Raw genomic sequence first — 13219 nt, 5'->3', positions numbered from 1 at the left:
CACATTCAGCGCAACGCAGATTCCCAATGGCGAAGACAACGACTAGATTTATCTCATCCGACCACTTGGGTCACACATAATAATAACGATGAAAGATGCGATGGAGACTGCAATGAGCAATTACCCCCACCTGCTGGCGCCGCTGGATCTCGGTTTTACCACCCTGAAAAATCGGGTGTTGATGGGATCGATGCACACCGGCCTGGAAGAACTGCCTGATGGCCCCGAGCGCATGGCCGTTTTCTATGCCGAACGTGCAGCGGCCGGCGTGGCGTTGATCGTCACCGGCGGCATCGCCCCCAATGAGAAAGGCGTGGTGTATCGTGGTGGCTCAACCCTCAGCGACCCGGAGCAGGTCGATCACCATCGCATCGTCACCGACGCTGTCCATGAGGCCGGCGGCAAAATTGCGCTGCAAATCCTGCATGCCGGCCGCTACAGTTACCAGCCGCAGCCGGTAGCCCCTTCTGCGCTGCAGGCACCGATCAATCCCTTCGCCCCCACCGCACTGAGCGAAGCGGATATCCTGCAGACCATCGCCGACTTCGCGCAGTGTGCAGCCTTGGCGCAACAGGCCGGCTACGACGGCGTCGAGGTGATGGGTTCCGAAGGTTATCTGATCAATCAATTCCTGGTCACTCGTACCAACCAGCGCGATGACCAATGGGGCGGCAGCTTCAGCAACCGCATGCGTTTTGCCGTGGAGATCGTCCGGGCAGTGCGTCAGGCGGTCGGCAGCGACTTCATTCTGATTTACCGTCTTTCAATGCTCGATCTGGTGGCGGACGGTTCCAGCTGGCAGGAAATCGAGCAGTTGGCGCTGGCGGTTGAGCAGGCCGGCGCGACCATCATCAACACCGGTATCGGCTGGCATGAAGCGCGTATTCCGACCATTGCCACCATGGTGCCACGCGCCGGATTCAGCTGGGTGACTCATAAGCTGATGGGCAAAGTGCGTATTCCGCTGATCACCACCAACCGGATCAACGATCCGGCGGTCGCCGAACAGGTGCTGGCAGACGGCTGCGCCGACATGGTATCAATGGCGCGCCCGTTCCTGGCCGACGCCGCTTTTGTGCAGAAAGCCGCCGAAGGACGTGCCGACGAAATCAATACCTGCATTGGCTGCAACCAGGCCTGCCTCGACCAGATTTTTGAAGGCAAGCTCACCTCCTGCCTGGTGAACCCGCGTGCCTGCCGCGAAACCGAGATGCCGTTGGTTATGGCAGAGAAACCGAAAAAGTTGGCGGTGATCGGGGCCGGTCCGGCCGGATTGGCCTTTGCCACCACCGCCGCCAGCCGCGGCCACCGGGTGACGCTGTTTGACGCCGCCGACCAAATTGGCGGCCAGTTCAATATCGCCAAGCAGATCCCCGGCAAAGAGGAGTTCCACGAAACGTTACGTTATTTCCGTCGCCAATTGACGCTGCAAGAGGTCGATGTGAAGCTCGGCACCTGGGTGACGGCAGCCGACCTGGCGGAGTTCGACGAAGTGATCCTTGCCTGCGGTATTGTGCCGCGTACTCCGGCGATCCCCGGCATCGACAACGCCAAAGTGTTGACCTATCTGGATGTGCTACGCGACAAAAAACCGGTTGGTCAGCGCGTGGCGATTATCGGCGCCGGTGGTATCGGCTTCGACACGGCGGAGTACCTTAGCCAGCACGGCGTATCGAGCAGCCTGGATCCGGCGGAATTTAACCGTGAATGGGGTATCGATGACCAACTTAGTCAGCGCGGTGGATTGGCGGCACAAGGGCCGATCGTCCCGCGTCCGGCACGGCAAATCTACCTGCTGCAACGCAAAACCAGCAAAGTGGGCGAAGGCCTGGGGAAAACCACCGGTTGGATCCACCGCACCAGTCTGGCGATGCGCGGCGTAAAAATGCTCAATAGCGTGAATTATCAGCGTATTGATGATGAAGGTTTGCATATTTCGCGGGCCGAACAGGAAAGTTGCCTGCCGGTGGATACGGTGATTATCTGCGCAGGACAAGAACCCAGGCGCGAGCTGCAACAACCGCTGCTGGAGATGGGAAAAACCGTGCATTTGATTGGCGGTGCGGACGTCGCCGCCGAGCTGGATGCCCGCCGCGCTATCGATCAGGGCACGCGGCTGGCAATGGCACTTTAATCAGTCACATTCAGGGGCGCATTCATTGCGCCCCTTGGTCACTCAGTAACGCGCGCCGGATTTCACGGCTTTGAGGATCACAAACTTCTTGTTTGACGCCACAACGGTGCAGTTGCCAAACAGGCGCTTCAGCTTATGGTGGTAATCCAGATGACGGTTGCCGACGATGCGCAACTCGCCACCGACCTGCAGGCAACGCTTGGCGTCGCAGAACATCTGCCAGGCGGTGTGATCGGTGATCGCATGCTGTTGGTGGAACGGTGGGTTGCACAGTACCGCCTGCACGCTTTCACGCTCAATCCCGGCCAGAGAGTTATTGACCTCAAACTGGCAACGATCCAGATCCTGCGGCAGGTTATGCTCCACGTTCAATTCGCTGGAGGCCACCGCCATGTAGGACTCATCGACAAAAGTCACCTGCGCTTGCGGGTTCTGCATCAATGCGGCCATGCCGATGATACCGTTACCACAGCCAAGATCGATGATGTGGCCTTCAATGTCATGCGGCAGATGATCCAGGAACAGGCGTGCGCCAATATCCAGATTGCTGCGTGAGAACACGTTGGCATGGTTGTGGATAATCCAATCGGTACCGTCCAGCACCCAGTTGGTGGTTACCGGTGCTGCCGGTGGCACGATGTCGGCGACGTCACAGTGGATCAACCGCGCTTTCTTCCATGCCAGGCTGGTACGCGTTGGACCGAGCACCTTTTCAAACAGTTGTATGGTCGAAGTGTGCACGTCACGCGCCTTGGCCCCGGCGATGATTACCGTGTCCGGTGCCACCACATCACGCAACGCACGCAGTTGCTGTTCCAGCAGTGCCAGCGCTTTAGGAATACGGATCAACACCACCGCCGGTGACGCAGGCAACTCGGCCAGGGTGTCCAGCAGCGTAACCTGCTCCGGATCCAATTCATTGAGCTTCAGGTTATGGCGCGTGGCCAACTGGCTCATGTAGGAATCGCTGATGCTGTAAGGTTGATGTGCGTGCAATGCACAGGCCAACGTGCCAAAGTTGTCGTTGAAAATCAGCACCGGGCGATCGCCAATGTTTACGTTTTCAAGCTGTTGCAGTAGATATTCGTCCGCCGCTTCCCACGCCTGCAATTGGGTGGATTCTTCCTGTTGGGGATAACGTTCCAGCTCAAGGTGCTGTGTTCCCAGATCGAGTTGGCTCATTGCCCCTCCTGACTGATAAAATTTGGGCTGTTTATCCCCTAAAAACGTCCGGCAGTAAAATGTTTTTTCGGATAAATTGCCCTTTGCGGGCTTTGCGCGAAAAAACATCATACAATGACCCGCTCAATTGAGGCCAATACGGGAAGATGATGTCCGAACTGACCTACCTGCAGGGCTACCCTGAACATCTGCAAAGCCAGGTGCAACAACTGATCGACCAGCAACGGTTGGGGGATGTGCTGTTGCAGCGCTACCCGCAGGTACATGACTGCACCACCGACAAATCGCTTTATCAGTTTACCGTCGATCTGAAAAACCAGTATTTGCGCAATGCCCAGCCGCTGAGCAAGGTGGCCTATGACGGTAAAATTCAGGTGATGAAACACGCGCTCGGCATGCATACCGCCATTTCGCGCGTGCAGGGCGGCAAACTGAAGGCCAAGGCGGAAATCCGCGTGGCGACGGTATTCAAACTGGCGCCGGAGCCGTTTTTGCGCATGATCGTGGTGCATGAGCTGGCGCACCTGAAAGAGAAAGACCACAACAAGGCCTTCTACAGCCTGTGCTGCCATATGGAGCCCAATTACCACCAATTGGAGTTCGATACCCGGCTGTATCTGACCCATCTCTCCGTGTTTGGCGATCTCTATGCATAGCGAGATTCGCCTTCTGTAAATGCCGTGATAATCTGATTCTTTCTAGCCTATGAATTTCAAGCAGCAACTTGAAATTCATAGGGTATCGCGCCTGGGAACCGGAGATATCTATGATTCGCTTTGCCGTTGTGGGCACCAACTGGATTACGGAACGCTTTATCGACGCCGCGCACGAAAGCGGCAAACTGAAACTGACCGCCGTCTATTCGCGTAAGCTGGAACAGGCGCAGGCGTTCGGCGCCAACTACCACGTCAGCCTGTTTTTCGATTCCCTCGAGGCATTGGCCCAATCTGACGCCATCGACGCGGTGTACATCGCCAGCCCCAACTCCCTGCACTGCCAGCAGTCGCTGCTGTTCCTCAGCCATAAAAAACATGTGATTTGCGAAAAACCGCTGGTGTCCAACCTGCGCGAAGCCGAAAAGCTGGTGGCCTGTGCGCGTGAGCATCAGGTGGTGTTGTTCGAAGCGTTTAAAAGCGCTCACCTGCCGAATTTCCTGGCCCTGAAGCAGGCGCTGCCGAAAATCGGCCGGCTGCGCAAAGCCTTTCTCAATTACTGCCAATACTCTTCACGCTACCCGCGCTATCTGGCTGGTGAGAACCCGAACACGTTCAACCCGCAATTTTCCAACGGGTCGATCATGGACATTGGTTACTACTGTCTGGCCAGCGCTGTAGCCCTGTTCGGCGAACCGCAGTCGGTGATTGCCAGCGCGACCTTGCTGGATACCGGCGTCGATGCGCACGGCACCGCCTGCCTCAACTACGGCGATTTCGACGTCACCGTCTCCCACTCCAAGGTCAGCAACTCGGACATTCCCAGCGAGATCCAGGGCGAAGAAGGGACGCTGATAATCGAGAAAATTTCTGAGTGTCAGGGCGTGATACTGACACCGCGTGGCGGTCATCGTCAGGATCTGGCCCAGCCGCAGCATATCAACACCATGCTGTATGAGGCGCAAGTGTTCGCCGAACTGGTGGAAAAACGTCAGGTGGAACACCCGGGGTTAGAGAATTCGCTGATTATCGCCCGCCTGCTGACAGAAATCCGCCGCCAGACCGGCGTGGTCTTCCCTGCCGACGGAGAATGACATGAAACCCTTATTACTGATGCAAACCGGTGATGCGCCAGAGGATATCCGCCGGGAAAAAGCCAACTTCGACGGTATGTTCTTGCAACAGGGGAATATCGATGCCGATCGCGTGCAGATCGTGCATCTTCCCGCGGGCGAACAGCCTCTGCCGCCGCAACATTACGCCGGCGTGGTGATCACCGGCTCACCGGCGATGGTGACCGAACACCTGCCGTGGAGCGAACAAGCTGCAGAGTGGCTGCGCCAGGCCATGCAGATCAAGCTGCCAATCTTTGGCGCCTGCTACGGGCATCAACTGCTGGCCTATGCGCTCGGCGGTGAAGTCGGTTACCATCCGCAGGGCATGGAAGTCGGTACGCTGGAGATTGAATTACTGCCCGCCGCAGCCAACGACCGGCGCATGGCGATGTTGCCGCCGCGCTTTAAGGCGAACCTGATCCACTCGCAGAGCGTGCTGACGCCCCCCGATGGCGCAGTGACGTTGGCTCGTTCGCAACAAGATGCTTATCAGATCCTCAGTTATGGCGATCACGTGCTGACAACCCAGTTCCATCCAGAATTTAACGGTGCGGTGATGCACCAGTATCTGGGCTGGCTCGGCGAGCTGTATCCAGAGCAGCAGGCGGCGTATCAGCTTAAGCAACAGCAGGTTAGCGATACGCCTTTCAGCCGGCTGCTGCTGCAGGGATTTGTCGTCAGCCTCGGCGCGCAAAAAGCCCTGGCCGGGTAACGCAATAAACGTTGACCGCTGACACATTTTGCATTACTTTCTGCCGTGCAAAGGGGAGTAACTTCATTGCCGGTCAATCGTCATTACGATGCGCAAGCATCCGGTTACCGGGCAACATGATGTAACGGGCACCATCGGTGCACCTTCATCAACGTTGTAAGTGAGACCTTGCCGGAAGGCGAGGTTTGCTTGCAGCGTTCATAAGAGCGGCTAGCGTCTTCCGACGTTGGCCGTTTTTGTTTTTGAAGGATACCTCTGATGATGAATACCGTTGGCACACCTTGGTTATGGGGCAGCTTTGCCGCCATCATAGTTGTGATGCTCGCAATCGACTTACTGCTGCAGGGCCGCAAAGGCGCGCACACCATGACGCTGAAGCAGGCCGCCAGTTGGTCGCTGGTGTGGGTCAGCCTCTCTTTGCTGTTCAACCTGGGTTTCTGGTACTACCTCAACCAAACCGCCGGGCGAGCCGTCGCCGATACCCAGGCGCTGGCCTTCCTCACCGGTTACCTGATCGAAAAAGCGCTGGCGGTCGATAACGTCTTCGTCTGGCTGATGCTGTTCAGCTACTTTGCCGTTCCGGCCAATCTGCAACGCCGGGTGCTGATTTTTGGCGTACTGGGCGCGATCGTGCTGCGTACTATCATGATTTTCGCCGGCAGTTGGCTGGTAACCCAGTTCCAGTGGCTGTTGTATCTGTTCGGCGCTTTCCTGCTGTTCACCGGTATCAAGATGGCGCTGGCGAAGGAAGATGACTCGGCGATTGGCGACAAGCCGCTGGTAAGATGGTTGCGTAGCCACCTGCGCATGACCGACAACCTGGAAGGTGAGCGCTTCTTCGTGCGCCGCAACGGCCTGCTGTTCGCTACGCCGCTGCTCCTGGTGCTGATCCTGGTGGAACTGAGCGATGTGATTTTCGCGGTCGACAGCATCCCGGCCATTTTTGCCGTCACCACGGATCCGTTTATCGTGCTGACCTCTAACCTGTTCGCCATCATGGGCCTGCGTGCCATGTACTTCTTGCTGGCTAACGTGGCAGAGCGCTTCTCGATGTTGAAATACGGTCTGTCGATCATCCTGATGTTTATCGGCGTCAAGATGCTGATTATCGACTTCTTCCACATCCCGATCGGTATTTCGCTCGGCGTGGTGGCTGGTATCCTGACGCTGACGCTGGTGATCAACGCCTGGGTTAACCGCCGTAACGACCGTCTGGCCAATAATAAAGCACCATAATCTGTTATGCGGGGCGTCAGTCGCCCCGCGATTGTTTGGTAATTCCCGCCAAACGCCAAATGTTATTGCGATCACACAAATGTAACCAGTATGTTATCAAGAGTTGATCCGCGCTCAGAATTTCATCCTCGCCCCTTTCCAACCCCCATCGTTTACTGAATACTGATTCGGCAAACATACTTGGTTACAGATCATTATAAAGTTGTCCGGTGGCGTTCCCGCCGAGGTGACAAAGTCTGTACGCAACATCATCGGGGAAAAAAGCACTATGCAAAAATTACTACAAAGGATCGTACAGGGCAGCCTGGTTAAACAAATCATGATCGGCCTGGTGGCCGGGATTATCGTGGCGCTGATTTCACCGGCGACGGCTTCTGCTGTAGGTCTGCTTGGCGCCCTGTTTGTTGGCGCACTGAAAGCGGTAGCGCCGGTATTGGTACTGGTGCTGGTCATGGCCTCGATCGCCAATCACAAACACGGGCAGAAAACCAATATTCGTCCGATCCTGTTCCTCTATCTGCTGGGAACCTTCGCCGCGGCGCTGGTAGCGGTAGTGGTCAGCTTTATGTTCCCGTCCAATCTGGCGCTGGTGACCGGCAATGCGGATATCAACCCGCCGGGCGGCATTATTGAGGTGCTGAAGGGCCTGTTGATGAGCGTGGTCGCCAACCCGTTCCATGCGCTGATTAACGCCAACTATATCGGTATCCTGGCTTGGGCCGTGGGTCTGGGGCTGGCACTGCGCCACGCCTCTGAAACCACAAAATCGCTGATTAACGATATGTCGCACGCCGTCACCATGGTGGTACGTGCGGTGATCCGCTGCGCCCCACTCGGTATTTTCGGCCTGGTGGCCTCGACGCTGGCGGATACCGGTTTCGGTGCGCTTTGGGGTTATGCCCAACTGCTGGTGGTGTTGATCGGCTGTATGTTGCTGGTGGCTTTGGTGCTGAACCCGCTGATCGTTTACTGGAAAATCCGTCGCAACCCTTATCCGCTGGTGTTCGCCTGCCTGCGTGAAAGCGGCGTGACCGCCTTCTTCACCCGCAGCTCAGCCGCCAACATTCCGGTGAATATGGAGTTGTGCAAGAAGCTGAATCTGAACGAAGACACCTACTCGGTTTCTATCCCGTTGGGCGCCACCATCAACATGGCCGGTGCGGCTATCACCATTACCGTGCTGACGCTGGCGGCGGTACATACTCTTGGGGTCCCGGTTGATATCCCGACCGCGTTACTGCTGAGCGTCGTCGCGGCCATCTGTGCCTGTGGCGCTTCCGGCGTGGCCGGCGGATCGCTGCTGCTGATCCCCTTGGCGTGCAACATGTTTGGTATCCCGAACGACGTGGCAATGCAGGTGGTGGCGGTCGGCTTTATCATCGGCGTACTGCAAGATTCCGCCGAAACCGCGCTCAATTCCTCGACCGACGTGCTGTTCACCGCAGCAGCTTGTCAGGCGGAAGACCAGCGTTTAGCGGATGAAGATCCCCTGAAAGTGCGCTAATCCCCAAATAGTTCGACAAGGCGCTCATTATCGGGCGCCTTTTTTACGACTGCCGCCTTACAATGTCACACCGCTTTTAAAAATCGCCAACTCACGGAAATCGTTCGCTTCGTTGCGCGCCGCCTGACCATTGGCAATCGCCACAATCAGATCGACAAACTGTTCCAACAGGCTCTCCATCGGGGTGCCGTGGATCAACCGACCGGCGTCGAAGTCGATCCAATGTGGTTTCTTCGTTGCCAGTTCGCTGTTGGTCGCCAGCTTCACCGTTGGCACGAAACCGCCATAGGGCGTCCCGCGCCCGGTGCTGAACAACACCATATGGCAGCCGGCCCCGGCCAGTGCGCTGGTTGCCACCGCGTCATTGCCTGGCGCGCTCAGCAGGTTTAAACCGGGTTGCCGCAGCCGTTCGCCATACTTGAGCACGTCCACCACCTGGCTGTGTCCGGCTTTCTGCGTGCAACCGAGCGACTTCTCCTCCAGCGTGGTGATACCGCCGGCTTTGTTGCCCGGCGAAGGGTTTTCATAAATCGGTTGGTTATGGGCGATAAAGTACTGTTTGAAGTCGTTGACCATGCTGACGGTTTTTTCGAAAGTCGATTGATCGCGGCAGCGGCTCATCAGGATCCGTTCGGCACCAAACATTTCCGGTACCTCGGTCAATACCGTCGTGCCGCCGTTGGCAATCAGATAGTCGGAAAAACGTCCCAGCAACGGATTGGCGGTGATACCGGACAGGCCGTCTGAACCACCGCACTCCAGTCCGAACTTCAACTCGCTCAGTTTGCCCGGCTGGCGACGGTCATCGCGCATCACCTGATACAGCGCATGCAACTGCTCCAGCCCGGCCTCCACCTCATCGTCCTGTTGCTGACACACCATAAAACGCACTCGCTGCTCGTCGACCGTCCCCAGCGTGCTGCGAAAAACATCCACCTGATTATTCTCGCACCCCAGGCCAATCACCAACACCGCACCGGCGTTGGGATGGCGCACCATGTTTTGCAGCATGGTGCGGGTGTTTTCGTGATCCTGACCCAGTTGCGAGCAGCCAAACGGATGGCTGAACAGGTGTACGCCGTCGATCCCCTGCGCGTCCTGGGTTTCCTTCAGAAAACGCTGCTGGATCTGCCGGGCAATGCCGTTGACGCAGCCGACGGTCGGTATGATCCACAGTTCGTTGCGGATCCCCACCTCGCCGCTGTTACGGCGATAAAGCTGCACCTCCCGATCCGCAGCCTGCGGTGGCAAGACGGGAAATTGCGGCTGGTATTGATAGCTGTCCAGATCGCTCAGGTTGGTTTTGGCATTTTGCGAGTGAATATGCACGCCAGAGGCAATGGCTTCCAACGCATGGCCGATCGGCAGGCCGTATTTGATGATCGCCTCACCGGGTGCAATCTGCTGTAGCGCAAACTTGTGCCCACGCGCGACCGGTTGTGGAAGGCGAATAGTCAGGCCGTCCAGTGTCAACGTTTCATCGGCAGCCAGATCGCGTAACGCCACCGCGACATTATCCAGCGAATGAATTCTTACCATGCTTTGCATAAACCCACCTCGGGCAACGGCTACGCCAGTTCAATGGCGAAATAGTTTTTGGCATTGTCGAAGCAGATGTTTTTCACCATCTCGCCCAACAGCGCGATATCTGCCGGTGCTTCGCCCTCTTCCACCCAGCGCCCGATCATCTGGCAAAGGATGCGGCGGAAGTATTCATGACGGGTATAAGACAGGAAGCTACGACTGTCGGTCAGCATGCCGACAAAACGGCTCAGCAGACCGAGCTGTGCCAACTGCGTCATCTGGCGTTGCATACCGTCTTTCTGATCGTTGAACCACCAGCCGGAGCCAAACTGCATCTTGCCCGGCGTGCCTTCACCCTGGAAGTTGCCGACCATGGTACCGATCACTTCGTTATCACGCGGATTGAGGCAGTACAGAATGGTTTTCGGCAGGCCGCCCTGGCGCGCCTGTGCGTCCAGCAGACGAGACAACGGCTCCGCCAGCGGTCGGTCGTTAATGGAATCGAAGCCGATGTCCGGGCCTACGCTTGCCAACATGCGGCTGTTGTTATTGCGCAGCGCACCGATGTGGTATTGCTGGACCCATTCACGGCGTTGATATTCGGCCGCCAAGAACAGCAGCACCGCACTTTTAAACTGGGCGCTCTGCTCGGGCGTAGGCAACTTGCCGCTCAGCCGCGCCGTTAAAATTGCGTCCAGTGCGGCTTCATCCGCTTCGCCATACACCACCACGTCCAACGCATGGTCGGCCACCTTGCAACCATGAGCCGCAAAGTGATCCATACGTTTTTTCAACGCGTCACACAGCGCACTGAACCGGCCGATATGGACATCCGCCGCCGCTTCCAGTTTTTGCAGATAATCATTGAAACCCGGTGCGTCGATATTAAACGCCTTGTCCGGCCGCCAGCTTGGCAACACCTTGATGTCGAAACTGCGGTCGGCGGCAATGGCTTTATGGTGGCGCAGATCGTCGATGGGATCGTCGGTGGTGCCGACCATTTTCACTTTCATCTGCTGCATGATGCCACGTGCCCTGAAATCCTCCTGCGCCAGCAACGCGTTGCCGCGCAGCCAGATATCGTCCGCCGTCGCCGGGGAAAGCAGCGTGCCGGTAATGCCGAACGGACGGCGCAGCTCCAGATGGGTCCAGTGATAGAGCGGGTTGCCGATCGTGTGCGGTACGGTGGCCGCCCAGGCATCGAATTTTTCACGATCGCCGGCATCGCCGGTACACAGCCGTTCAGCCACCCCGTTGGTGCGCATCGCCCGCCATTTGTAGTGGTCACCCTTGAGCCAGATTTCATATAAATTTTTGAAACGGGTGTTCTCGGCAATTTGTTCCGGCGGTAAATGACAGTGATAGTCAAAGATCGGTTGGTCCGCCGCATAGTCATGATACAAACGCCGGGCGAATTCGCTGCCCAACAAGAAATCTTCGTTTAAAAACGTCGCCATATCTGGCTCCTCACCTTGTTTGCCGTTCAACACAGTGTTCAATGCGACAAAGTTATCACACCAATTATGCGGGGCGTCCAGCAAAATATTGCCTCCTGCTACCACTATTTCCCTTGAATAAGACCGTAAACCGGCCATTTTGCGTCAAAATACCGCTTCAATCGCCTAATTATCCGGCAAACAGTATTGCCCAATTGAAAATCGGCTTTTGTGATATCACTCAACTTTTAAATCTGTATGACAAGTTATTGTCTCGCCACCCAGTCGTGCTTGCGGCGGGAATACGTCGCTGACGGACAAGTCGACGCACATCAACGATAAAGGGAGCACCCCTTAAAATGCTGACGCCGTTACGGCGCCGCCTATTCAAGACTGGGAGATATTTCGGATGCGTAAAATTAAAGGGTTACGCTGGTACATGATCGGGCTGGTGACCATCGGCACCGTACTGGGCTACCTGACGCGTAACGCCATTGCCGTCGCAGCGCCTACGCTGGAAGGCACCTTGCATATCACCACGCAACAATACTCTTACATCGTCGCGGCCTATTCCGCCTGCTACACCCTGATGCAACCCGTAGCGGGATACGTGCTGGACGTCCTGGGCACCAAAGTGGGTTACGCCATGTTCGCCATCCTGTGGGCGGTGTTTTGCATGGGCACGGCTCTCGCCAACAGTTGGGGTGGGCTGGCGTTGGCACGCGGTGCCGTGGGCATGGCGGAAGCAGCGATGATCCCCGCAGGGCTGAAGGCCAGCAGCGAGTGGTTCCCGGCCAAAGAACGTTCCATCGCCGTGGGTTATTTCAACGTAGGGTCATCAATAGGCGGCATGCTGGCCCCGCCGTTGGTGGTGTGGGCCATCGTCGCGCACAGTTGGGAGATGGCGTTTATCATCACCGGCGTGCTGAGCCTGATCTGGGCTATCTGCTGGCTGATTTTCTATAAACACCCGAAAGACCAGAAGAAACTCAGTAGCGAAGAGCGCGATTACATCCTGGGTGGCCAGGAAGCACAGCACCAGACCGGCAACGCCAAGAAAATGTCCGCCTGGCAGATTGTCCGTAACCGCCAGTTCTGGGGCATCGCGCTGCCACGTTTTCTGGCGGAACCGGCCTGGGGCACCTTCAACGCCTGGATCCCGTTATTCATGTTCAAAGCCTACGGCTTCAACCTGAAAGAGATCGCCATGTTCGCCTGGATGCCGATGCTGTTTGCCGATCTGGGCTGTATCGTCGGCGGTTACCTGCCGCCGTTTTTCCAGAAGCACTTTAAGGTGAACCTGATCGTTTCACGCAAGCTGGTGGTCACCCTGGGCGCCGTACTGATGATTGGCCCTGGCATGATCGGTCTGTTCACCAGTCCCTATGCGGCTATCGCGCTGTTATGCGTCGGCGGTTTCGCCCATCAGGCGCTGTCCGGCGCGCTGATTACCCTGTCTTCTGACGTCTTTGGTCGCAACGAGGTGGCCACCGCCAACGGTCTGACCGGCATGGCGGCCTGGACCGCCAGCACCCTGTTTGCCCTGGTGGTCGGCGCATTGGCAGATACCCTGGGCTTCAGCCCGCTGTTTGCTGCGCTGTCGGTCTTCGATATCCTCGGCGCCATCGCTATCTGGACCATTCTGCAAAATCGACCGGCCTCCGAGCCGGAGGAAGACCCGCTGCAGCCGGCCCCGGCGCGCAGTTAACCCCACCGCCCGGCC

General features: G+C 57.1%; 10 protein-coding genes. 7 read left to right on the top strand and 3 right to left on the bottom strand.

The genetic code is table 11. The annotated features are described in order from the left end of the window. The first annotated feature begins 112 nt into the window (after nucleotides 1-112). On the top strand, nucleotides 113-2134 hold the full coding sequence (locus ACGS9J_RS08435; RefSeq protein ID WP_442230488.1) for an oxidoreductase: 2022 nt from the start codon (nucleotides 113-115) through the stop codon (nucleotides 2132-2134). 42 nt (nucleotides 2135-2176) lie between these two features. Here the strand turns inward: ACGS9J_RS08435 and rlmG are convergent, their stop codons facing one another. Beyond that, a complete protein-coding gene (rlmG, locus tag ACGS9J_RS08430) occupies nucleotides 2177-3316 on the bottom strand; it encodes a 23S rRNA (guanine(1835)-N(2))-methyltransferase RlmG (RefSeq protein WP_442230487.1) in 1140 nt (379 codons plus the stop codon). A gap of 149 nt (nucleotides 3317-3465) precedes the next feature. On the opposite strand from rlmG, the gene ACGS9J_RS08425 reads away from it, so the two are divergent. From ACGS9J_RS08425 to sstT, 5 genes are all read left to right on the top strand, one after another. Further along, nucleotides 3466-3972 carry a M48 metallopeptidase family protein gene (locus ACGS9J_RS08425; protein WP_442230621.1) on the top strand — a complete coding sequence of 169 codons (507 nt, stop codon included), beginning with the start codon at nucleotides 3466-3468 and terminating at the stop codon, nucleotides 3970-3972. A gap of 110 nt (nucleotides 3973-4082) precedes the next feature. Continuing rightward, entirely contained in the window at nucleotides 4083-5063 is a 981-nt protein-coding gene (locus ACGS9J_RS08420) for a Gfo/Idh/MocA family protein (RefSeq protein WP_442230486.1), read from the top strand. Nucleotide 5064: 1 nt separating this feature from the next. Next, entirely contained in the window at nucleotides 5065-5796 is a 732-nt protein-coding gene (locus ACGS9J_RS08415) for a glutamine amidotransferase (protein ID WP_442230485.1), read from the top strand. Between the two features lie 258 nt (nucleotides 5797-6054). Further along, nucleotides 6055-7032 carry a TerC family protein gene (locus tag ACGS9J_RS08410; protein ID WP_442230484.1) on the top strand — a complete coding sequence of 326 codons (978 nt, stop codon included), beginning with the start codon at nucleotides 6055-6057 and terminating at the stop codon, nucleotides 7030-7032. Between the two features lie 268 nt (nucleotides 7033-7300). Further along, nucleotides 7301-8536, top strand: a complete 1236-nt coding sequence (gene sstT / locus ACGS9J_RS08405; protein ID WP_442230483.1) for a serine/threonine transporter SstT — start codon at nucleotides 7301-7303, stop codon at nucleotides 8534-8536. 57 nt (nucleotides 8537-8593) lie between these two features. Here sstT and ACGS9J_RS08400 read toward each other — a convergent pair whose 3' ends face one another. Next, complete coding sequence (locus tag ACGS9J_RS08400; protein ID WP_442230482.1) at nucleotides 8594-10084, bottom strand: UxaA family hydrolase; 1491 nt, start codon at nucleotides 10082-10084, stop codon at nucleotides 8594-8596. 20 nt (nucleotides 10085-10104) lie between these two features. After that, nucleotides 10105-11517 carry a glucuronate isomerase gene (uxaC, locus tag ACGS9J_RS08395; protein WP_442230481.1) on the bottom strand — a complete coding sequence of 471 codons (1413 nt, stop codon included), beginning with the start codon at nucleotides 11515-11517 and terminating at the stop codon, nucleotides 10105-10107. Between the two features lie 388 nt (nucleotides 11518-11905). On the opposite strand from uxaC, the gene ACGS9J_RS08390 reads away from it, so the two are divergent. Further along, nucleotides 11906-13204 (top strand): MFS transporter, encoded by a 1299-nt coding sequence (locus tag ACGS9J_RS08390; RefSeq protein WP_442230480.1) that lies wholly within the window; start codon nucleotides 11906-11908, stop codon nucleotides 13202-13204. The last annotated feature ends 15 nt before the right edge of the window (nucleotides 13205-13219 follow it).

Origin of the sequence: Serratia quinivorans (genome assembly GCF_052113645.1) — a bacterium.
GTDB classification, from domain to species: Bacteria; Pseudomonadota; Gammaproteobacteria; order Enterobacterales; family Enterobacteriaceae; genus Serratia; species Serratia quinivorans_B.
Note: the sequence above shows the minus strand (reverse complement) of the source record. Positions and strands in the feature narration are given on the sequence as shown.

What these genes read in the sequence shown, in the direction of transcription:
- ACGS9J_RS08400 (WP_442230482.1), bottom strand. Translation starts at nt 10,084, where the DNA reads ATGCAAAGCATGGTAAGAATTCATTCGCTGGATAATGTCGCGGTGGCG.
- ACGS9J_RS08425 (WP_442230621.1), top strand. Translation starts at nt 3,466, where the DNA reads ATGTCCGAACTGACCTACCTGCAGGGCTACCCTGAACATCTGCAAAGC.
- ACGS9J_RS08435 (WP_442230488.1), top strand. Translation starts at nt 113, where the DNA reads ATGAGCAATTACCCCCACCTGCTGGCGCCGCTGGATCTCGGTTTTACC.
- uxaC (WP_442230481.1), bottom strand. Translation starts at nt 11,517, where the DNA reads ATGGCGACGTTTTTAAACGAAGATTTCTTGTTGGGCAGCGAATTCGCC.
- ACGS9J_RS08390 (WP_442230480.1), top strand. Translation starts at nt 11,906, where the DNA reads ATGCGTAAAATTAAAGGGTTACGCTGGTACATGATCGGGCTGGTGACC.
- ACGS9J_RS08410 (WP_442230484.1), top strand. Translation starts at nt 6,055, where the DNA reads ATGATGAATACCGTTGGCACACCTTGGTTATGGGGCAGCTTTGCCGCC.
- rlmG (WP_442230487.1), bottom strand. Translation starts at nt 3,316, where the DNA reads ATGAGCCAACTCGATCTGGGAACACAGCACCTTGAGCTGGAACGTTAT.
- sstT (WP_442230483.1), top strand. Translation starts at nt 7,301, where the DNA reads ATGCAAAAATTACTACAAAGGATCGTACAGGGCAGCCTGGTTAAACAA.
- ACGS9J_RS08415 (WP_442230485.1), top strand. Translation starts at nt 5,065, where the DNA reads ATGAAACCCTTATTACTGATGCAAACCGGTGATGCGCCAGAGGATATC.
- ACGS9J_RS08420 (WP_442230486.1), top strand. Translation starts at nt 4,083, where the DNA reads ATGATTCGCTTTGCCGTTGTGGGCACCAACTGGATTACGGAACGCTTT.